Origin of the sequence: Bacteroides sp. AM37-9, assembly GCF_003603455.1 — a bacterium.
GTDB lineage: Bacteria > Bacteroidota > Bacteroidia > Bacteroidales > Bacteroidaceae > Bacteroides > Bacteroides xylanisolvens.
The window spans coordinates 126,153-147,273 of the sequence record NZ_QTNF01000011.1; the positions used below are offsets into that span (position 1 = coordinate 126,153).

At 42.0% G+C, this 21,121-nt stretch carries 18 protein-coding genes; all 18 read left to right on the forward strand.

Going from position 1 to position 21,121, the window contains the following annotated elements:
* Window positions 1-11 precede the first annotated feature (11 nt).
* Window positions 12-605, forward strand: a complete 594-nt coding sequence (locus tag DW862_RS09870; RefSeq protein WP_049701999.1) for a bifunctional nuclease family protein — start codon at window positions 12-14, stop codon at window positions 603-605.
* An 8-nt stretch (window positions 606-613) separates the two neighbouring features.
* Window positions 614-1,312, forward strand: coding sequence for a 16S rRNA (uracil(1498)-N(3))-methyltransferase (locus tag DW862_RS09875; protein ID WP_087318512.1), 699 nt, complete (start codon window positions 614-616; stop codon window positions 1,310-1,312).
* A 40-nt stretch (window positions 1,313-1,352) separates the two neighbouring features.
* Window positions 1,353-2,900, forward strand: coding sequence for a DUF4836 family protein (locus tag DW862_RS09880; protein ID WP_120067985.1), 1,548 nt, complete (start codon window positions 1,353-1,355; stop codon window positions 2,898-2,900).
* Window positions 2,901-2,920: 20 nt separating this feature from the next.
* Window positions 2,921-3,565, forward strand: coding sequence for an ATP-binding cassette domain-containing protein (locus DW862_RS09885; protein ID WP_008020912.1), 645 nt, complete (start codon window positions 2,921-2,923; stop codon window positions 3,563-3,565).
* Between the two features lie 106 nt (window positions 3,566-3,671).
* Window positions 3,672-4,877: an ABC transporter permease gene (locus DW862_RS09890; RefSeq protein WP_120067987.1), complete on the forward strand. Its 1,206-nt coding sequence runs from the start codon at window positions 3,672-3,674 to the stop codon at window positions 4,875-4,877.
* Window positions 4,878-4,993: 116 nt separating this feature from the next.
* A complete protein-coding gene (locus DW862_RS09895; RefSeq protein WP_120067990.1) occupies window positions 4,994-7,648 on the forward strand; it encodes a TonB-dependent receptor plug domain-containing protein in 2,655 nt (884 codons plus the stop codon).
* A gap of 876 nt (window positions 7,649-8,524) precedes the next feature.
* Window positions 8,525-9,445: a tRNA (adenosine(37)-N6)-dimethylallyltransferase MiaA gene (gene miaA / locus DW862_RS09900; protein ID WP_008020907.1), complete on the forward strand. Its 921-nt coding sequence runs from the start codon at window positions 8,525-8,527 to the stop codon at window positions 9,443-9,445.
* A 57-nt stretch (window positions 9,446-9,502) separates the two neighbouring features.
* Window positions 9,503-10,429, forward strand: coding sequence for a diacylglycerol kinase family protein (locus DW862_RS09905; RefSeq protein WP_004316677.1), 927 nt, complete (start codon window positions 9,503-9,505; stop codon window positions 10,427-10,429).
* A gap of 117 nt (window positions 10,430-10,546) precedes the next feature.
* Entirely contained in the window at window positions 10,547-11,347 is an 801-nt protein-coding gene (gene kdsA, locus DW862_RS09910) for a 3-deoxy-8-phosphooctulonate synthase (RefSeq protein ID WP_120067992.1), read from the forward strand.
* Window positions 11,348-11,428: 81 nt separating this feature from the next.
* Complete coding sequence (locus tag DW862_RS09915) at window positions 11,429-14,266, forward strand: pitrilysin family protein (RefSeq protein ID WP_120067995.1); 2,838 nt, start codon at window positions 11,429-11,431, stop codon at window positions 14,264-14,266.
* Between the two features lie 24 nt (window positions 14,267-14,290).
* Window positions 14,291-15,784: a DUF5687 family protein gene (locus DW862_RS09920; protein ID WP_004316684.1), complete on the forward strand. Its 1,494-nt coding sequence runs from the start codon at window positions 14,291-14,293 to the stop codon at window positions 15,782-15,784.
* A 38-nt stretch (window positions 15,785-15,822) separates the two neighbouring features.
* On the forward strand, window positions 15,823-16,530 hold the full coding sequence (locus DW862_RS09925) for an ABC transporter ATP-binding protein (protein WP_004316686.1): 708 nt from the start codon (window positions 15,823-15,825) through the stop codon (window positions 16,528-16,530).
* A 44-nt stretch (window positions 16,531-16,574) separates the two neighbouring features.
* Window positions 16,575-17,105: a C40 family peptidase gene (locus DW862_RS09930; protein ID WP_004316687.1), complete on the forward strand. Its 531-nt coding sequence runs from the start codon at window positions 16,575-16,577 to the stop codon at window positions 17,103-17,105.
* 26 nt (window positions 17,106-17,131) lie between these two features.
* Window positions 17,132-18,016, forward strand: a complete 885-nt coding sequence (locus DW862_RS09935) for a TraB/GumN family protein (RefSeq protein WP_004316688.1) — start codon at window positions 17,132-17,134, stop codon at window positions 18,014-18,016.
* A gap of 38 nt (window positions 18,017-18,054) precedes the next feature.
* Window positions 18,055-18,693: an HAD-IA family hydrolase gene (locus DW862_RS09940; RefSeq protein WP_004316690.1), complete on the forward strand. Its 639-nt coding sequence runs from the start codon at window positions 18,055-18,057 to the stop codon at window positions 18,691-18,693.
* Window positions 18,694-18,885: 192 nt separating this feature from the next.
* Window positions 18,886-19,203 carry a 50S ribosomal protein L21 gene (gene rplU / locus DW862_RS09945; RefSeq protein WP_004316691.1) on the forward strand — a complete coding sequence of 106 codons (318 nt, stop codon included), beginning with the start codon at window positions 18,886-18,888 and terminating at the stop codon, window positions 19,201-19,203.
* A 21-nt stretch (window positions 19,204-19,224) separates the two neighbouring features.
* On the forward strand, window positions 19,225-19,488 hold the full coding sequence (gene rpmA, locus DW862_RS09950; protein ID WP_004316697.1) for a 50S ribosomal protein L27: 264 nt from the start codon (window positions 19,225-19,227) through the stop codon (window positions 19,486-19,488).
* A 250-nt stretch (window positions 19,489-19,738) separates the two neighbouring features.
* Complete coding sequence (serS, locus tag DW862_RS09955; RefSeq protein WP_004316699.1) at window positions 19,739-21,013, forward strand: serine--tRNA ligase; 1,275 nt, start codon at window positions 19,739-19,741, stop codon at window positions 21,011-21,013.
* Window positions 21,014-21,121: the final 108 nt, after the last annotated feature.

Consider the following 21,121-nt stretch of genomic DNA (forward strand, 5'->3'; position numbering starts at 1 on the left):
AAAAGAGAACAATGGACAAAAAGGTAGAATTACAAGTTATAAATATCACGAACAGCCAGGCGCAAGTAGGCGCGTTTGCTATGCTATTAGGCGAAGTGGACGGTGAACGGCAACTGCCTATCATCATCGGTCCCGCGGAAGCCCAGGCTACCGCTTTATATCTGAAGGGAGTAAAAACGCCCCGTCCGTTGACACACGATCTGTTTATAACAAGTCTCACCATACTGGGAACCAGTCTGATACGTGTGTTAATTTACAAAGCAAAGGATGGTATTTTCTACTCCTATATTTACCTTAAGAAAGACGAAGAGATTATACGCATCGACGCACGTACTTCAGACGCAATTGCCTTGGCAGTGCGTGCTGACTGCCCGATCCTTATTTATGAATCTATTCTTGAACAGGAATGTCTTCACATGTCGTCGGAAGAAAGAACCCGTTCTGAAGAAACAGATAACGACGAAGAGGCTGAAGAAGAACATGATTTGCCGGGTGCTACTTCCAGAACGCTTGAGGAAGCACTGGAACAGGCTATCAAAGATGAGAATTATGAATTAGCCGCCCGGATACGTGACCAAATCAATTCAAGAAATAAAAACCAGTAAGTAACATTATGCACGTATTTTATACTCCCGATATACAGAAAAACAACGAACTTCCCGAAGAGGAAGCACAACATTGTACCCGTGTTCTGCGATTAGGTATCGGAGATGAAATCACTCTTACGGACGGTAAGGGGAACTTCTACAAAGCTGAAATTACTGTTGCAACCAACAAACGTTGTTTTGTAACGATCAAAGAAACGATTTTTCAGGAACCGTTATGGCCGTGCCATTTACACATTGCCATGGCACCGACGAAGAACATGGACCGTAACGAATGGTTTGCAGAGAAAGCTACCGAAATCGGATTTGACGAACTGACTTTCCTCAACTGCCGTTTCTCGGAACGTAAAGTCATCAAGACCGAACGGATTGAAAAGATTCTTGTATCAGCAATCAAACAATCTCTCAAGGCACGGTTGCCTAAATTGAATGAGATGATCGAGTTCGATCCGTTCATCAGACAAGAGTTCAAAGGACAGAAGTTTATCGCCCACTGTTATGAAGGTGAAAAACCTTTATTAAAGAATGTCCTGAAACCCGGAGAAGACGCCCTTGTCCTGATAGGTCCCGAAGGAGATTTCAGTGAAGAAGAAGTCAAGAAAGCCATCGAACAGGGATTTGTTCCGATCAGTTTGGGCAAATCACGACTCCGTACGGAAACAGCGGCACTGGTGGCCTGCCATACGCTGAATCTACAAAATCAATAATTCTGAATCAATGATTATACAACTTTTAAATAACATAAGTATGGCAAAGAAAACGATTTCACGACTCTCGGTACTGGCAGTACTGATTGTTTTTCTGGCAGCATGTTCCAAAACATCGGAGTATACCAATGTGATACCGGCTGACGCCTCGGTAGTTGCCTCTATCAACCTCAAATCCCTTGCAAGTAAAGCGGGATTGGATGATAAAGAGAATGAAGCTGCGAAACAAAAAGTACTGGAAGCACTGAAAAGCGGAATGAATGCCGCTACCTTCCAACAACTGGAAAAGGTCATGAAGAATCCGGGTGAATCGGGAATCGATGTCGAATCTCCATTCTATGTATTCTCATCCTCTTCTTTCCCTTACCCTACTGTTGTAGGTAAAGTGAACAACGAGGACAATCTTCATGCTTCACTCGACGTGATGGCTAAAGAACAAATCTGCCAGCCGATAAGCGAAGCTGACGGCTACAGTTTTACAACAATGAATGGCGGCCTGCTCGCTTTCAACAATTCTACTGTATTGATAGTCAATGTAAGCGGAACCACTCAAACTGAAAAAGCCAAAGAAGCCATCACTAATCTGTTGAAACAGACGACCGATAACAGCATTGTAAAATCAGGAGCTTTCCAAAAAATGGAAAAGCAGAAAAGCGATATCAACTTCCTCGCTTCTATGGAAGCTATCCCTGCAACCTATCGCAATCAGATAAGCATGGGGTTACCAACGGAGGTGAAAGCAGAGGACATCACTCTTGTAGGAGGACTGAATTTTGAGAAAGGCAAGATTGCCCTCAAAACAGAAAACTATACTGAAAACGAAGCCGTGAAAGCGCTTATAAAAAAACAAATGGAGTCATTTGGAAAAGCAAACAACACTTTCGTTAAATACTTCCCGTCTTCCACACTGATGTTCTTCAATGTAGGTGTGAAAGGAGAAGGGCTTTATAATCTGTTGAGCGAGAATAAGGAATTCCGCAATACAGTATCTATTGCTAAAGCAGACGAAGTAAAAGAGTTGTTCGGCTCGTTCAATGGTGATATTTCTGCCGGATTAATCAACGTAACGATGAACAGTGCTCCTACTTTCATGATGTATGCGGATGTTAAGAATGGTAATGCCCTCGAAACAATTTATAAGAACAAGCAATCATTGGGACTGAAAAGAGGGGAAGATATCATGCAACTTGGCAAGGACGAATATGTCTACAAAACAAAAGGCATGAATATATTCTTCGGTATCAAGGATAAACAAATGTATGCTACCAATGATGAATTACTCTACAAGAACGTGGGCAAAGCTGCCGACAAGTCGATAAAAGATGCTCCTTACGCATCGGATATGAAGGGTAAAACCATCTTTGTAGCAATCAACGCTGAAGCAATACTGGACTTGCCTGTTGTTAAAATGGTAGCAGGTTTCGGAGGACAGGAAGTTAAAACATATATTGAGTTAGCCAATAAGGTTTCTTATCTGTCAATGAGTTCAGAAGGAGAAATCAGCGAGATCGACCTTTGCCTGAAAGACAAAGACGTCAACGCTCTCAAACAAATCGTAGACTTTGCCAAGCAATTTGCCGGCATGTAATTAATTTGTAAACAAACGGTATGAATAGTATTCACCTGCAGCAAACACTTCCCCAAGTGTTTGCTGACCGTAATTCGGTGACTTCGGATGTATGGCACCAGGATCTGATCTTCCGGAAAGAAGAAATGTATCTGATTGAAGCAGCTTCCGGCACCGGCAAATCTTCGTTGTGTAGCTATATCTATGGTTATCGCAACGACTATCAGGGGATTATTAATTTCGATGAAACCAATATCAAAGCATACTCCGTGAAGCAATGGGTCGACCTAAGAAAGCATTCACTAAGTATGCTTTTTCAAGATTTACGCATCTTCACCGAACTGACCGCTCTTGAAAATGTGCAATTGAAGAATAACCTTACCGGATGCAAAAAGAAAAAAGAAATCTTATCATTCTTCGAGCAACTGGGTATCGCAGATAAAATAAATGTGAAAGCCGGCAAACTATCTTTCGGACAGCAGCAACGTGTTGCCTTTATCCGGGCACTCTGCCAGCCGTTCGACTTTATATTTCTGGATGAACCGATCAGCCATCTGGATGATGATAACAGCCGCATCATGGGTGAACTTATCATTGCCGAAGCAAAGGCACAAGGAGCCGGTGTAATCGCAACCTCCATCGGTAAGCATATCGAGTTGCCTTACAACCATATACTTCAACTGTAACGAGTAATAAATAACAAAAAAATGAGTGGGAAATAGTAAGTGAGAAAATCATCCGTCTCCCTCCACTGCAACATTTCAAATCGTAAATCGTAAAATCATAAATAAAATGCCAACTCTTGTCTGGAAGCTCCTCCGCCAACATATCAGTATCGGTCAACTGGCCGGTTTCTTTTTAGCCAATCTATTCGGCATGATGATTGTATTGCTTAGTGTGCAGTTTTATAAAGATGTCATTCCGGTATTCACCGAGGGAGACAGCTTTATGAAAAAGGATTTCATCATAGCTACAAAGAAAATCAGCACACTCGGTTCTTTTGCAGGAAAGAGTAATACGTTCTCTGCCGAAGATATTGCGGATTTGAAGAAACAACCGTTTACCAAAACAATAGGGGCTTTCACTCCTTCTCAATTCAAAGTATCGGCAGGATTGGGCATGCAGGAAGCTGGTATTCATCTTTCCACGGATATGTTTTTTGAGTCTGTTCCTGATAAGTTTGTCGACATCAAACTCGACAAATGGCACTTCGACGAAAGCACGCATACCATCCCCATTATCATTCCCCGCAACTATCTGAACCTTTATAACTTCGGTTTTGCACAGAGCCGTAGTCTTCCCAAGCTCTCGGAAGGATTGATGGGGCTGATTCAAATGGATATCATGATGCGTGGAAACGGACGGGTGGAACAATACAAAGGAAACATTGTCGGCTTCTCCAATCGTCTGAATACGATTCTTGTTCCCCAGTCTTTTATGAAATGGGCGAATGAGAATTTCGCACCGAATGTAGAAGCGCAGCCGGCCCGGTTGATTATCGAAGTGAGCAATCCGGCGGATTCCGCTATCGCCAGCTATTTTCAAAAGAAAGGATATGAAACGGAAGACGGCAAACTGGATGCCGGAAAAACGACTTATTTCCTCCGTCTTATCGTAGGCATTGTATTGGGGGTAGGTTTATTTATCAGTATTCTTTCATTCTATATCCTGATGTTGAGCATTTTCTTGCTCTTGCAAAAAAATACGACTAAGCTGGAGAGTTTGTTATTAATCGGGTACAGTCCCAACAAGGTAGCATTGCCTTATCAGTTACTCACGGTAGGACTGAATGTTATCGTACTTGTATTATCCATCGGATTAGTCTCCTGGCTACGCAGTTATTACATAGACAGCATCCGATTATTGTTTCCACAACTGGAAACCGGGTCATTATGGGCAGCTATCAGCATGGGCGTTGTGTTATTCATTGTCGTATCGGTGATTAACATACTGGCAGTAAAGAGGAAAGTACTTTCTATCTGGATGCATAAATCATAAAGCCATCATTCGTACAAAAGTTTGTAATATCATACACATTCTGTATTGTTTTGACGAATCTTTTTTGCGATCTTGAAATAAGTGGTACTTTTACGCAGTATTCAAAGATATATCGTATGAAAAGCAAAACTACATTTTCAATGAATAGAGGTTCAATGGCTTTCTTTTTCGGAATGTTATTCTGTTTTACCTCATTATCCGGACAAAACACACAAGATACAATTCTTGCGTATTTCAATCTGCTGGAGAAAGTTCCGCAAGAAAAACTGTATCTGCATTTAGATAAGCCTTTCTATGGAGCAGGAGAAAAAATCTGGTTCAAGGGGTATCTCGTAAATTCTGTCACTCATCAAGACAATACGCAAAGTAACTTCATCATTACGGAGCTTGTCAATCGTTCCGACTCTATCGTGGAACGCAAGAAGATTCGCAGAGATTCGTTAGGTTTCCATAATGCTTTCACGCTCCCTCCCACTCTCCCTGCAGGTGACTATTATTTGCGAGGATATAGCAACTGGATGCTTAATCAGGAACCGGAATTCTTTTATTCACGTAATCTGAAAATTGGTAATTCGATTGATAACACGATTGTTTCAACTATTGAGTATCAACAAGAAGACGAATCACATTATACAGCCAGGGTCAGATTTACCAGTAATACACAAGAGGCTTTCGGAAATACAACCATCCGCTATCGCACCATCGAAAACGGAAAGATAAAAGATAAAGGTAAAAGAAAGACAGACGAAAGTGGTTTGATTTCTATTTCTCTGCCGGATCTGAAGCCTATTGCCACACGCCAGATTGAAGTAGAATTTGACGATCCTCAATATATTTATAAGAGAACGTTCTATCTGCCTTCGTTTACAAAAGACTTTGACGTTAAGTTCTTCCCGGAAGGTGGAGCTCTCTTGACCGTTGCTCATCAAAACATAGCTTTCAAAGCTCAAGGATCAGATGGTTTCTCCACAGAAATAGAAGGATTTCTGTTCGATGCAAAAGGAGACACATTAACTGCTTTTCGCTCGGAGCATGATGGTATGGGAGTTTTCACCTTGAACCCGATTGCAGGGAATTCCTATTATGTGATTGCCAAGTCTAGTGACGGTATTACCAAGCGATTCGATCTTCCGGCCGCAGAAGAAAAAGGAATCGCTCTTTCCATGACGCATTACAAAAAAGAAATACGCTACGAAATCCAAAAAACAGAAGCTACCCAGTGGCCTCAAAAGTTATTCTTGATTGCACACACTCGTGGAAAGCTGGCAATCTTGCAACCGGTCAGTGCCGACAGGACTTTTGGAAGAATGAATGACAGTTTATTCAACGCAGGTATCACCCATTTTATGTTAATCGACCAACAGGGAAACGCACTTAGCGAACGTTTAGTTTTCGTACCCGACCGGAATCCACATCAATGGCAAATCCTTGCGGATAAGCCTACATACGGAAAAAGAGAAAAGGTTTCCTTGCAAATTTCAGCAAAGGATGATAACGGAACTCCGGTAGAAGGTAGTTTCTCCGTCAGCATTACAGACAGAAGAAGTATCCAGCCGGACTCACTTGCAGATAATATCTTATCGAACCTTCTACTAACTTCAGATTTGAAAGGATATGTAGAAAATCCGGGGTATTATGTTCTTCAGCAAGACCTGCGTACACTTCGCACGATAGATTTCTTGATGATGACGCACGGATGGCGTAGGCATCATATCCGAAATGTACTGACTTCGCCTTCACTGAACCTTACCAACTATATAGAAAAAGGACAAACGATCAGCGGACGTATCAAGGGTTTCTTCGGCGGCAACGTCAAAAAAGGACCTATTTGTATTTTAGCTCCCAAACAGAACATCGTTGCCACTACTACCACAGATGAGAAAGGAGAATTCATCGTCAATACATCATTCAGAGACAGCACAACTTTCCTCGTTCAGGCACGTACCAAAAGAGGATTCGCCGGAGTAGACATCGTGATCGATGCTCCCCAATATCCGGTAGCTGCTCCTAAATCTCCTTTTCATGATGGAACATCAACCTCCTTTATGGAAGATTATTTGCTAAATACCCGCGACCAGTATTACATGGAGGGTGGAATGAGAGTATACAACCTAAAAGAAGTAGTGGTTACAGGAAGCCGCAAGAAAGCCAGTTCGGAAAGTATTTATACAGGAGGCATCAACACCTACACTATCGAAGGAGACAGACTTGAAGGATTCGGCGCACAGACGGCCTTCGATGCAGTCAGCAGGCTTCCGGGGGTCAGTGTGACAAACGGAAACGAAATACATATCCGTAATAATCCTGAACAGCCCGTTATCGTCATTGATGATGTTGTCTATGAAGACGACAACGACATACTGACCATGATTCAAACCAGCGACATGTCCAGTTTGAGCCTTCTTCGTGGTGCTGATGCAGCAATTTTAGGTTCCCGCGGTTCGGCAGGCGCTATTGTCATTACCCTGAAAGACGGCAAGGATCTCCCGGCAAGACCGGCACAGGGCATTATTACATGTACTCCATTGGGATATAGCGATTCAGTAGAGTTCTATCAGCCGACTTATGACACTCCCGAGAAAAAGAACGATCAACGTTCGGATTTACGAAGTACTATCTACTGGAATCCATCCTTACAACTGGATGCAGACGGAAAAGCAACTATAGAATATTATACTCCGGACAGCACTGCACCGGAGGATATTACCATAGAAGGCGTGGATAAAAACGGAAAGGTATGCCGGACGATACAAACGATCAACAAAAAATAAATGAAACTGAATTTGAGATATGAATAGACTCATTATTGGTACAAAAAATGAACTAAATACAATCTATTCCGTGCTCCCTGCAAACGATTTTTCATTTTCATTTCTCATATTCTCATTGTTTTTAGATAAACGGAAGATAATCAGATTAATATCTTATGAGAAATACTTTTTAAAACGGTATTTCTCATAAGTTTATCCGTATTTTAGCTCTAAATAGACCTTATTCTCATAGTGTTTCAAGGTATTTCTCATAGTGTAATGTGCCGGAAGCCGGCATTAAATAAATAGAACGATGTATTCCTTTTGCTTGTTTCCATATACAGTGCCTTAGTCCCATATATTGTGGGAAAAGATTCCCAACAGCTTGGGAAAGGATTCCCTCATTTTGTGGGAAAGTTTTCCTTCAATATATGGGAATACTTTCCCACAATATATGGGACAATCGGAACTAATGAGCATCTTCAAGCAAAAAGCCACTATTTTATCTAAATAGTAGCTTCATTTCCTGATAAAAATAAGGTAAGTCGAAAGAAAAAAGGAAAGACGAATGGCTTTTGACTATGAGAAATACCCTGAAACACTATGAGAATAAGGTCAATTTTGAGCCAAAATACGGGTAAACTTATGAGAAATGCCGTTTTAAAAAGTATTTCTCATAAAATATCTATTTGATTATCTTTCGTTTATCAAAAACAATGAGAATATGAGAAATGAAATGAAAAATTCTTTTTCAGTGCGTGGAGGTGGGAATTCATTTTGTACAAGAACGAAAACATAAAGAATCCTTCTCCCTCTCCTTATCTTGATAAAAAAGTGATTGAATATCAAACAGGTTAAAATTATTTCGTAATTTTGCAGATATAAAAGAATGAAGCTATGCCGGACTATGATTTAATCGCCATACTCGGACCTACAGCCTCGGGTAAAACTCCCTTTGCCGCGGCCTTGGCCTATGAACTCAATACAGAAATTATCAGTGCCGACTCTCGTCAGATATACAGAGGGATGGATCTCGGTACGGGAAAAGACTTGGCAGACTATACAGTAAACGGACGTACAATCCCCTACCACTTAATCGATATTGCAGATCCCGGATATAAATATAATGTATTCGAATATCAACGCGATTTCCTGATTTCTTACGAATCAATCAAACAAAAAGGCTGTCTCCCCGTTTTATGTGGAGGGACAGGCATGTATCTGGAATCCGTATTGAAAGGATATAAGCTGATGCCCGTGCCGGAAAACCCTGAATTACGTATTCGTTTGGCAAATCATTCGCTCGAAGAGTTGACGGAAATATTAGGCCGGTACAAAACATTACACAATTCTACCGACGTAGATACCGTGAAACGTGCTATCCGTGCGATAGAGATTGAAGAATATTATGCTGCCCATCCGGTTCCCGAACGGGAGTTTCCTGAATTGAACAGCCTCATTATCGGAGTGGATATTGACCGGGAACTGCGTCGTGAAAAGATCACCCGCCGATTGAAACAACGGTTGGACGAAGGAATGGTAGATGAAGTGCGGCAATTGATCGAGCAAGGAATTGCGCCGGATGATTTAATCTATTATGGGTTGGAATATAAATACCTGACATTGTATGTTATTGGAAAACTAACCTATGAAGAGATGTTCAACGGTCTGGAAATTGCGATCCATCAGTTTGCCAAACGACAAATGACCTGGTTTCGCGGCATGGAAAGAAGAGGATTTACCATCCATTGGATGAATGCGGAACTGCCGATGGAAGAAAAGATAGCTTTTGTAAAAGAGAAACTGGAAGGGATTTAGTATCTTTGTCAGTTATATAGTGTGATTTTTAATACACAATAGGATAGAAATACGAATATGAGTGTAGAACCAAAGAAATGGGGAGTGATTTACAACCCGAAAGCTGGTACCCGAAAGGTAAAAAAGCGCTGGAAAGAAATTAAGGAGTACATGGACAGCAAAGGCGTAGACTATGACTATGTACAATCCGAAGGTTTCGGTTCGGTAGAGCGTCTTGCCAAGATTTTAGCCAACAATGGTTATCGCACGATTGTCATTGTGGGCGGTGATGGGGCATTAAATGATGCCATCAACGGCATTATGCTATCCGATGCCGAAGATAAAGAAAACATCGCTCTCGGCATGATTCCCAATGGTATCGGAAACGACTTCGCCAAATATTGGGGGCTTAGTACCGAATATAAACCGGCTGTCGACTGTATCATTAATCACCGGCTGAAGAAAATAGATGTGGGGTACTGCAATTTCTACGATGGAAAAGAACACCAACGCCGCTACTTCCTCAATGCTGTTAATATCGGACTGGGGGCACGAATCGTTAAAATCACCGATCAGACCAAACGCTTCTGGGGGGTGAAATTCCTTTCCTACGTGGCCGCCCTGTTTTCTCTTATATTTGAACGGAAACTCTATAGGATGCACCTCCGCATCAACGACGAGCATATCCGCGGACGCATCATGACCGTATGCATAGGCAGTGCCTGGGGATGGGGACAGACGCCTAGCGCCGTTCCTTATAACGGATGGCTGGATGTCTCCGTTATCTACCGACCGGAATTCCTGCAAATTATCTCCGGACTATGGATGCTGATTCAGGGAAGAATCCTGAATCATAAGGTAGTGAAAAGCTACCGGACGAAGAAAGTGAAAGTACTACGGGCACAAAACGCCGCTGTGGATTTGGACGGGCGGTTGTTGCCCAGACATTTCCCGCTGGAAGTAGGGGTGCTTTCGGAAAAAACAACACTTATTATTCCAAATTGATAAATTCAGGCACGGATTACGCGGATTACACGTTTTTTAGTAAATCTACATCTGCAAAAGCCGTATAGTTCGCGTAATCCGTGCCAGAAACATAAACTTATAATTAGATTAAGAAAAATGATAGAACTTAAGAACAATCCTGCCGGTAACTTCTTTCTGTTGGCAGGTCCATGCGTTATAGAAGGTGAAGAGATGGCAATGCGCATTGCCGAACGAGTAGTAAAAATCACCGAAGCTCTGCAAATTCCATACATATTCAAAGGCTCTTACCGCAAGGCTAACCGCTCACGCCTGGATTCGTTTACAGGTATCGGTGACGAAAAAGCACTCAAAGTATTAAGAAAGGTACATGAGACTTTCGGAGTTCCGACTGTGACAGATATTCACAGTGCAGATGAAGCAGCTATGGCAGCCGAATATGTAGATGTACTTCAAATCCCGGCTTTCCTTTGCCGCCAGACCGATTTGTTGGTTGCAGCAGCGAAAACCGGAAAAACAATTAACATCAAAAAAGGGCAGTTCCTTTCTCCGCTGGCAATGCAGTTTGCTGCCGATAAAGTGGTGGAAGCAGGAAATAAAAATGTGATGCTTACCGAACGCGGAACGACTTTCGGTTATCAGGACCTTGTTGTAGACTATCGCGGCATCCCTGAAATGCAATCATTCGGTTATCCGGTTATTCTGGATGTCACCCATTCCCTGCAGCAGCCCAACCAGACCAGTGGAGTAACCGGTGGAATGCCGCAACTGATAGAGACTGTAGCTAAAGCAGGTATCGCCGTGGGTGCTGACGGGATATTCATTGAGACACATGAGAATCCTGCGGTAGCTAAAAGTGACGGTGCCAATATGCTAAAGTTAGACCTTCTGGAAGGGCTGTTAACGAAGTTAGTCAGGATACGGGAAGCTATAAAATAACTCTTTTCCCTGTCTATTTGTGATTTACAACCAAACAAGACGACAAATAACAAAGAAATATTTATTTAAACTAAATAGAACATGAAACATTTATTACGTGGATTATTTATTGCAGTCCTTTTTATATGCTGCAATTTCCAGCTCGTACTTGCACAACCCATGCAAGAACTGCCTGTGGACAAAAATGTCCGCATCGGTAAACTGGACAACGGGCTTACCTATTACATTCGACACAATGCACTTCCTGAAAAACGAGTAGAATTCTACATCGCACAGAAAGTAGGTTCCATCCTTGAAGAACCGCAACAACGTGGTTTGGCTCACTTCCTGGAGCACATGGCTTTCAATGGAACCAAAAACTTCCCGGGTGATGAGACAGGTCTTGGCATTATACCTTGGTGCGAAACGAAAGGTATCAAATTCGGTACAAACCTGAATGCATATACCAGCGTCGATCAGACGGTATATAATATCAGCAACGTGCCGACTGAAAACATTAATGTAGTAGATTCATGCTTGCTTATCCTTCACGACTGGTCGAGTGCCATCGACCTTGCTGACAAGGAAATAGACAAAGAACGTGGCGTAATCCGCGAAGAATGGAGAAGTCGTAACAGCGGCATGCTCCGTATCATGACCAATGCACAGTCTACGATGTATCCGGATTCTAAATATTCAGACTGTATGCCTATCGGAAGCATTGACGTTATCAACAACTTCCCGTATCAGGATATCCGCGATTATTACGCCAAATGGTATCGTCCGGACCTGCAAGGTATCGTTATTGTAGGTGACATCAACGTAGATGAAATTGAAGCCAAACTTAAAAAAGTATTCGCAGACGTAAAAGCTCCGGTAAATCCGGCCGAACGTATCTACTATCCGGTAGCAGACAATCAGGAACCGCTTATCTATATCGGCACCGACAAAGAAGTGAAGAATCCTTCTGTCAACATCTTCTTCAAACAAGATGCGACTCCGGATTCTTTGAAAAATACCATCGCTTATTACGCAACGAGCTATATGGTCAGCATGGCTATGAATATGCTGAACAACCGTTTGAACGAACTTCGCCAGACTGCTAATCCTCCTTTCACAAGTGCCGGTGCAGAATATGGAGAATATTTCCTTGCCAAAACTAAAGAAGCATTCAGTATCAGCGCAAGCAGCAAAATCGACGGAATCGATTTAGCTACGAAGACTATCCTGGAAGAAGCAGAACGCGCACGCCGCTTCGGATTTACAGCAACAGAATATGACCGCGCACGCGCCAACTATCTGCAAGCCGTAGAATCTGCTTACAACGAACGTGAAAAAACCAAAAGCGGCTCTTATGTCAACGAATACGTTAACAACTTCCTTGATAAAGAACCGATTCCGGGAATCGAAGTTGAATATACGCTTTTGAACAAATTGGCTCCGAATATTCCGGTAGAAGCTGTTAACCAGATCATGCAACAACTGATTACTGATAATAACCAGGTAGTTCTGCTGGCCGGTCCGGAAAAAGAAGGAGTAAAATATCCTACTAAAGAAGAGATTGCCGCTCTGCTGAAACAAATGAAGTCATTCGACTTGAAGCCTTATGAAGACAAAGTCTCTAACGAACCGCTGATCTCGGAAGAACTGAAAGGTGGCAAAATTGTTTCTGAAAAAGCCGGAGACATTTATGGTACAACTAAGTTAGTACTTTCCAACGGTGTAACTGTGTATGTGAAGCCTACCGATTTCAAAGCTGACCAAATTGTTATGAAAGGGGTAAGTTTCGGTGGTACGAGCATATTCCCGAACGAAGAGATCATCAATATTGCTCAATTAAACGGAGTAGCCTTGGTGGGTGGTATCGGTAATTTCAGCAAGGTTGACTTGGGTAAAGCTCTTGCCGGTAAACGTGCAAACGTGGCTGCCGGTATCGGTAATACAACAGAAACGGTTTCCGGTAGCTGTGCACCGAAAGATTTTGAGACAATGATGCAACTCACTTATCTGACTTTCACTTCTCCACGCAAGGACAATGAAGCATTCGAATCTTACAAGAATCGTTTGAAAGCCGAACTTCAAAATGCGGATGCCAACCCGATGACTGCTTTCAGTGACACTATTACAAGTGTATTATATGGTCATCATCCACGTGCTATCCGAATGAAAGAATATATGGTAGACCAGATCAACTACGACCGTATTCTCGAAATGTACAAAGACCGCTACAAAGACGCAAGCGACTTTACTTTCTACCTGGTGGGAAATGTAGACTTGGCAACGATGAAACCGTTGATCGCCAAATATCTGGGTAGCCTGCCATCTATCAACCGTAAAGAGACTTTCAAGGACAACCACATGGATATCCGCAAAGGACAGATCAAGAATGTATTCGCAAAAGCACAGGAAACTCCGATGGCTACCATCATGTTCCTTTATAGCGGTAGTTGCAAATACGACTTGCGCAACAATGTCCTGCTTAGCTTCTTAGATCAGGCTTTGGATTTGGTTTACACAGCAGAAATCCGTGAAAAAGAAGGTGGTACATACGGCGTAAGCTGTAACGGCAGCCTGGGTAAATATCCGAAAGAAGAATTGGTTCTTCAAATCGTATTCCAGACTGATCCTGCCAAGAAAGACCACCTTTCTGCTATCGTTGTGGAACAACTCCACAAAATGGCCAAAGAAGGTCCGTCTGCCGAACACATGCAGAAGATCAAAGAATATATGCTGAAGAAGTATAAAGACGCCCAAAAAGAAAATGGCTACTGGCTCAATAACATGGACGAATACTTCTACACCGGTGTCGATAATACAAAAGACTATGAAAAGTTGGTCAACAGCATCACTGCTAAAGAAGTACAAGACTTCCTTGCCAAGTTGCTGAAACAGAACAACGAAATTCAAGTCATTATGACTGTACCGGAAGAAAACAAATAAATATTTCTCTAGTATATCTACTGAATGATGATATTCAACGAATTACGTAAACATGGAAGGCTCGCCGCCAAACGGCATCCGATGTATGAAAAGAACAAAGTTGCTAAAATACTCGGTTATGTCATGGGCGCATTTTGGGCCGGTTACCTGATATTTTTCGGTACGACATTCGCGTTCGGTTTTTCAGATATGGTTCCCAATCGGGAACCATATCATGTAATGAACGCAGTGGTTCTGATCTTTATCCTGGCACTGGACTTCCTGTTGCGTGTTCCGTTACAAAAAACACCGACACAGGAGGTAAAACCTTACCTCCTGTTGCCGGTTAAACGAATTCGTGTCATCGACTTTTTACTGATCCGCTCGGGACTAAGTCTGTTCAACCTGTTCTGGTTGTTTCTGTTTGTCCCTTTTTCCTTCATCACTATTACCAAGTTTTTCGGTATCTCCGGTGTTATCACCTATCTTATTGGTATCCTGCTATTAATTATTGCCAACAATTACTGGTACTTGCTTTGCCGCACTCTTATCAACGAACGTATTTGGTGGATTCTATTACCTATCGCTTTCTACGGTGGAATAGGCTGCCTTCTTTTTATTCCCGAAGATAGTCCCCTCTTCTATTTCTTCATGGATCTGGGAGACGGATATATACAGGGAAACATTTTCTATTTTCTCGGCACCATACTTGTAATTGTGCTTTTATGGCTGATTAACCGCAAAATCATGTCCGGGCTTATTTATGCAGAGCTAGCCAAAGTGGATGATACCCAAATAAAACACGTCTCCGAATATAAATTCTTCGAACGCTACGGAGAAGTGGGCGAATATATGCGGCTGGAACTAAAAATGCTCCTACGCAACCGCCGCTGCAAAGGTGCACTACGCAATATCTCTATCGTAATTGTAGCTTTCTCCGTTGCACTTAGCTTTTCCAGTGTCTATGACGGTAATTTCATGACCTCTTTTATTTGTGTGTACAACTTTGCCGTATTCGGAATGATTATCCTTTCACAGATAATGTCATTCGAGGGCAACTACATTGATGGTCTGATGTCTCGCAAAGAATCGATTATGAGTTTGCTGAAAGCTAAATATTACACATATAGTATTGGTGAGATTATACCTTTCATACTGATGATCCCCGCTATCATCATGAACAAACTTACCTTACTGGGTGCTTTTGCCTGGTTTTTCTATACCATTGGCTTTATCTATTTCTGCTTCTTCCAACTGGCTGTTTACAACAAACAGACAGTACCTCTGAACGAAAAAGTGACAAGCCGACAAAACAATAGCGCCATACAGATGTTGGTCAATTTCGGTGCTTTCGGCGTACCGCTTATCTTATACAGCCTGTTAAATGCACTTTTGGGAGAAACAATCACTTACACAATCCTGTTAGTGATTGGTCTCGGATTTACCCTGACCTCTCCTTTATGGATAAAAAATGTATATCATCGCTTCATGAAACGGCGGTACGAAAATATGGAAGGCTTCAGAGACAGCCGCCAATAAACGTTCATGAATCATTAACTATATAAACATTGAAGATCATGATTACCATTGATAAACTTAAAAAGAATTTCGGTGAAAAGGTTGCCGTAGACATAGAACATTACGAAATCAATCAAGGCGATATGCTCGGATTGGTGGGTAACAACGGTGCCGGTAAAACCACTCTTTTCCGATTGATGTTGGATCTGCTGAAAGCAGACGATGGAAAAGTGATTATAAATGATATTGATGTCAGCCAGAGTGAAGACTGGAAAAGCATTACCGGTGCTTTCATCGACGATGGCTTCCTGATCGATTATCTCACTCCGGAAGAATATTTCTATTTCATCGGGAAAATGTATGGGCTCAAGAAAGAAGAAGTAGACGAACGTCTTATCCCTTTCGAACGCTTTATGAGCGGAGAAGTGATCGGACACAAAAAATTAATTCGCAACTACTCTGCCGGTAACAAGCAAAAGATCGGAATTATCTCCGCCATGCTTCATTATCCGCAATTATTAATCTTGGATGAACCGTTCAATTTCCTTGATCCAAGTTCGCAGTCAATCATCAAACATCTGCTTAAGAAATACAACGAGGAGCATCAGGCTACGGTTATCATATCCAGTCACAACCTCAATCATACCGTAGATGTATGTCCACGGATCGCTTTACTGGAACACGGGGTCATCATCCGGGATATTATCAACGAAGATAACTCCGCAGAAAAAGAACTGGAGGATTATTTTAATGTAGCAGAAGAGTGAGGGAGATTTATGAGTTATGAGTTGTGATTTATGATTTATGATTTATGATTGAGATACAGTTGATGAAGGCAAAATTAAAATTTATCTATCTATTAGTTGGGCTGGCTGCTATATTTAGTTCCTGTCGCACTTCCGCTCCCCGGCTGGACTATCAAGCATTGGCACGAGCTTCTATTTTATTAGGTGTAGATGTCAATCTGGAAGATAATCATAAGCTCTATCTCGAAGCAGCCGACTGGATAGGGGTTCCTTATCGTGGTGGGGGTGATTCTAAACGAGGAACAGATTGTTCGGGGCTGGTTTATCAAGTGTATCGAAAGGTATACCGCACCCAAGTGCCACGCAATACAGAGGACTTGAAAAAAGAAAGTAATAAGGTCGCTAAGCGAAACCTTCGGGAAGGAGACTTGGTATTCTTTACCAGTAGCCGTTCAAAAAAGAAAGTAGCTCATGTGGGTATTTATCTAAAAAACGGAAAGTTCATTCATTCCAGTACCAGTAAAGGAGTGATCGTCAGCAACTTGAACGAGAGTTATTATACCAAACACTGGATAAGCGGAGGCAGAATACGTTAATTATCAACTTCTAATGATATAAAATTATGAAATCATTCATCGGAGCAGTTATATTTATCTGTGTGGCATTCAGTGCCAATGCACAACTTTTATGGAAAGTGTCCGGTAACGGACTAACTCAACCGTCCTACATCATAGGTACTCATCACCTGGCACCATTCAGCATCATGGACAGCATTGCCGGACTTCAAAAAGCGATGAATGAAACGCAACAGGTATATGGAGAACTGAAAATGTCGGAAATGCAGTCGCCCGCCACCATGGGAAAGATGCAAAAAGCAATGATGATTGAAAGTGATACCACTCTGACCTCCCTCCTTTCTCCGGAAGACTTTGAGACTGCTAACAAATTCTGCAAAGAAAACCTGATGGTAGACTTAAATATGGCTCCAAAACTAAAACCTGCCTTCCTGTTGAATAATGTAGTGGTAATGGCTTACGTAAAACATGTAGGAAAGTTCAACCCGCAAGAGCAACTCGACACGTTCTTTCAAAGCCAAGCCGCCCAAAACGGAAAAAAGGTGGACGGTCTGGAAACTGCCGAATTCCAATTCAACCTGCTTTTCAACGGTAGTTCACTACAACGACAAGCACAGCTACTCATGTGCACTCTTAATAATATAGAAGCAGAAGTAGAAAACCTGAAAAAGCTCACGAACGCTTACATGAAACAGGATTTGAACACTATGTTCAAAATCAGCGAAGAGCGCAAAGGCAATCAATGCGACGCACTTCCCAGCGAAGAAGATGCCCTTATTTACAACCGTAATAAAATATGGGCTGAAAAATTACCGGCTATCATGAAAGCCGCTCCGACTTTTGTTGCGGTAGGCGCCCTGCACCTTCCTGGAGAAAAAGGATTATTAAAGTTACTAAAAAGCCAAGGATACACAGTAGAACCTGTGAAATAAGAAAAGTATTTAGTACTTTTGCGGAAAAGTTTTCCCCAATGAACTACAAAACCTATTTATTCGATTTCGACTATACATTAGCCGATTCGTCGCGTGGTATCGTTAAATGTTTCAGAATTGTGCTCACCCGGCACCAGTATTTAACCGTTACCGATGAAGCTATCAAGCGCACGATCGGCAAAACACTGGAAGAATCATTCAGTATCCTTACCGGAATTACCGACCCGGAACAGTTAGAATCTTTCCGGCAGGAATACAGACTGGAAGCTGATGTACACATGAATGTAAATACCCGTCTTTTTCCTGATACATTATCTACACTGAAAGAATTGAAGAAACGGGGTGCCCGCGTCGGAATTATCTCTACCAAGTATCGCTTCCGAATATTGAGTTATCTGGAAGAATATCTGCCAAAAGATTTTCTCGATATAGTTGTGGGAGGAGAAGATGTAAAAGCACCGAAACCTTCACCGGAAGGGGTACTATTTGCTTTGGAACATTTGGGAAGTACACCCGAAGAAACTTTGTATATCGGAGATAGCACGGTAGATGCTGAAACGGCCCGAAATGCAGGAGTAGATTTTGCCGGCGTATTGAATGGAATGACAACAGCCGAGGAACTTCGCATTTATCCACACAAAATCATTATGCAGAATTTGGGAGAGTTGGTCCAATAGCTGCAATGAGGGTTAAAATGCTCATTTATTTGCTGTAATCATTTTATCTCCTGCAAAAAATAAAAGAAATATTTGTCTGGAACGAATAAAAATAGTACTTTTGTGCCCGATTATTCCGCAACGGGTTCGATAAAGAGCTCTTTAAGTGATTAAAGACCACCCGCCGGAGCTAACTTATACATTATATATAAGATGTACGCAATTGTAGAAATTAACGGTCAGCAGTTTAAAGCAGAAGCTGGTCAAAAGTTGTTCGTTCACCACATCGAAGGTGCAGAAAACGGTTCAACAGTAGAATTTGAAAAAGTTCTTTTGGTAGACAAAGACGGAAACGTTACAGTAGGTGCTCCTACCGTAGAAGGCGCTAAAGTTGTTTGCCAGGTTGTTTCAAACTTGGTTAAAGGCGACAAAGTTCTTGTTTTCCACAAGAAAAGAAGAAAAGGACACAGAAAACTGAACGGTCACCGTCAACAGTTCACTGAATTAACAATTACAGAAGTAGTAGCTTAATCAATTAAAAAGTAAGAAGAAATGGCACATAAGAAAGGTGTCGGTAGTTCTAAGAACGGCCGCGAATCACAGAGCAAGAGATTAGGCGTTAAGATATTTGGTGGCGAAGCTTGCAAAGCAGGTAACATCATCGTTCGTCAAAGAGGTACTGAATTCCACCCGGGTGAAAACATCGGAATGGGTAAAGACCACACTCTTTTCGCTTTAGTAGACGGAACAGTTAATTTCAAAGTAGGTAAAGAAGATAGAAGATATGTTTCTATCGTTCCTGCAACAGAAGCATAATTATCCGGACTGAAAATAGTTAAGACAAGGAGATGCAATCCACAAGATTGTATCTCCTTTCTTTTTATATCAAAACATACTTTATCGCCTGACAAGTATACGCCTTTTTAACATTCAAATATTCACCTCATGGATATTTTTCATTTTTTCCATCCTTATTATTGCCAAAATATAACAGAAGTGTAATATCGTTTATTTTTTTATCTATCTTTGTAGACTTAAAAAAAGGTTTTTCATAAAAAGTATAGATATGCTTACCATTAAACAAATTACAGAAAACACAGAGGCGGTACTCCGCGGACTGGAAAAGAAGCATTTCAAGAATGCAAAGGAAACGATCGATCAGGTGATCGCTCTTAACAACAAGAGACGTAGCACACAAAATGAATTAGATAAAAACCTGGCAGAGGTTAACTCACTTTCGCGCACCATCGGTCAACTGATGAAAGAAGGCAAAAAAGAGGAAGCAGAAACTGCACGTGCCCGCGTTGCCGAACTAAAAGAAGGCAACAAAGAGCTGGATGCTGCCATGACACAGGCTGCAACGGATATGCAGAATGTACTTTATACCATCCCCAACATTCCTTATGACAGCGTACCGGAAGGCGTAGGTGCCGAAGATAACGTCGTAGAAAAAATGGGAGGTATGGAAACCGAACTTCCTAAAGATGCACTCCCCCACTGGGAACTGGCAAAGAAATATGATTTAATAGACTTCGACCTGGGTGTAAAAATCACAGGTGCGGGTTTCCCTGTATACAAAGGTAAAGGAGCACAACTTCAACGCGCCCTTATCAACTTCTTCCTGGATGAAGCACGCAAATCCGGATATACCGAAATCATGCCGCCGACAGTAGTCAACGCCGCTTCCGGCTATGGTACCGGACAGCTTCCGGACAAAGAAGGACAGATGTATCATTGTGAAGTAGATGATTTATACCTGATCCCGACAGCGGAAGTTCCCGTAACTAATATCTACCGTGATGTGATTCTGGAAGAGAAACAATTGCCTATAATGAATTGTGCGTATACACAATGTTTCCGTCGCGAAGCAGGTTCTTATGGTAAAGATGTACGTGGCCTGAATCGTCTGCACGAGTTCTCCAAAGTAGAATTGGTTCGTATCGACAAACCAGAGCATTCTAAACAATCTCATCAGGAAATGCTGGACCATGTAGAAGGACTGTTGCAAAAACTGGAACTCCCCTATCGCATTCTCCGTCTTTGCGGTGGAGATATGAGTTTCACTGCTGCTCTTTGTTTCGACTTCGAAGTATATTCTGAAGCACAGAAGCGTTGGTTGGAAGTAAGTTCCGTATCCAATTTCGACACTTACCAGGCCAACCGCCTGAAATGCCGTTACCGTAATGCAGAAAAGAAAACCGAACTCTGCCACACACTGAACGGTTCAGCATTAGCACTGCCACGTATCGTTGCTGCCCTACTCGAAAACAACCAGACTCCGGAAGGTATCAGAATTCCGAAAGCATTGGTTCCGTATTGCGGCTTTGACATGATAGACTAAGACTTGGCATGACAGACTAATAAAAGTACCCATATACAGAGAGCCACTCATCAAAAGAGTGGCTTTTCTTTTATATTTCGTAAATTAGCTGTATCTTTGCCAAAATTT

Bases quoted from the DNA above. Each gene is read 5' to 3' on its own strand.
- DW862_RS09875 (WP_087318512.1), top strand. From the start codon at position 614: ATGCACGTATTTTATACTCCCGATATACAGAAAAACAACGAACTTCCC.
- DW862_RS09905 (WP_004316677.1), top strand. From the start codon at position 9,503: ATGAGTGTAGAACCAAAGAAATGGGGAGTGATTTACAACCCGAAAGCT.
- DW862_RS09890 (WP_120067987.1), top strand. From the start codon at position 3,672: ATGCCAACTCTTGTCTGGAAGCTCCTCCGCCAACATATCAGTATCGGT.
- serS (WP_004316699.1), top strand. From the start codon at position 19,739: ATGCTTACCATTAAACAAATTACAGAAAACACAGAGGCGGTACTCCGC.
- DW862_RS09895 (WP_120067990.1), top strand. From the start codon at position 4,994: ATGAAAAGCAAAACTACATTTTCAATGAATAGAGGTTCAATGGCTTTC.
- DW862_RS09940 (WP_004316690.1), top strand. From the start codon at position 18,055: ATGAACTACAAAACCTATTTATTCGATTTCGACTATACATTAGCCGAT.
- miaA (WP_008020907.1), top strand. From the start codon at position 8,525: ATGCCGGACTATGATTTAATCGCCATACTCGGACCTACAGCCTCGGGT.
- DW862_RS09920 (WP_004316684.1), top strand. From the start codon at position 14,291: ATGATGATATTCAACGAATTACGTAAACATGGAAGGCTCGCCGCCAAA.
- DW862_RS09935 (WP_004316688.1), top strand. From the start codon at position 17,132: ATGAAATCATTCATCGGAGCAGTTATATTTATCTGTGTGGCATTCAGT.
- rplU (WP_004316691.1), top strand. From the start codon at position 18,886: ATGTACGCAATTGTAGAAATTAACGGTCAGCAGTTTAAAGCAGAAGCT.
- DW862_RS09880 (WP_120067985.1), top strand. From the start codon at position 1,353: ATGGCAAAGAAAACGATTTCACGACTCTCGGTACTGGCAGTACTGATT.
- DW862_RS09930 (WP_004316687.1), top strand. From the start codon at position 16,575: ATGATTGAGATACAGTTGATGAAGGCAAAATTAAAATTTATCTATCTA.
- rpmA (WP_004316697.1), top strand. From the start codon at position 19,225: ATGGCACATAAGAAAGGTGTCGGTAGTTCTAAGAACGGCCGCGAATCA.
- kdsA (WP_120067992.1), top strand. From the start codon at position 10,547: ATGATAGAACTTAAGAACAATCCTGCCGGTAACTTCTTTCTGTTGGCA.
- DW862_RS09870 (WP_049701999.1), top strand. From the start codon at position 12: ATGGACAAAAAGGTAGAATTACAAGTTATAAATATCACGAACAGCCAG.
- DW862_RS09915 (WP_120067995.1), top strand. From the start codon at position 11,429: ATGAAACATTTATTACGTGGATTATTTATTGCAGTCCTTTTTATATGC.
- DW862_RS09885 (WP_008020912.1), top strand. From the start codon at position 2,921: ATGAATAGTATTCACCTGCAGCAAACACTTCCCCAAGTGTTTGCTGAC.
- DW862_RS09925 (WP_004316686.1), top strand. From the start codon at position 15,823: ATGATTACCATTGATAAACTTAAAAAGAATTTCGGTGAAAAGGTTGCC.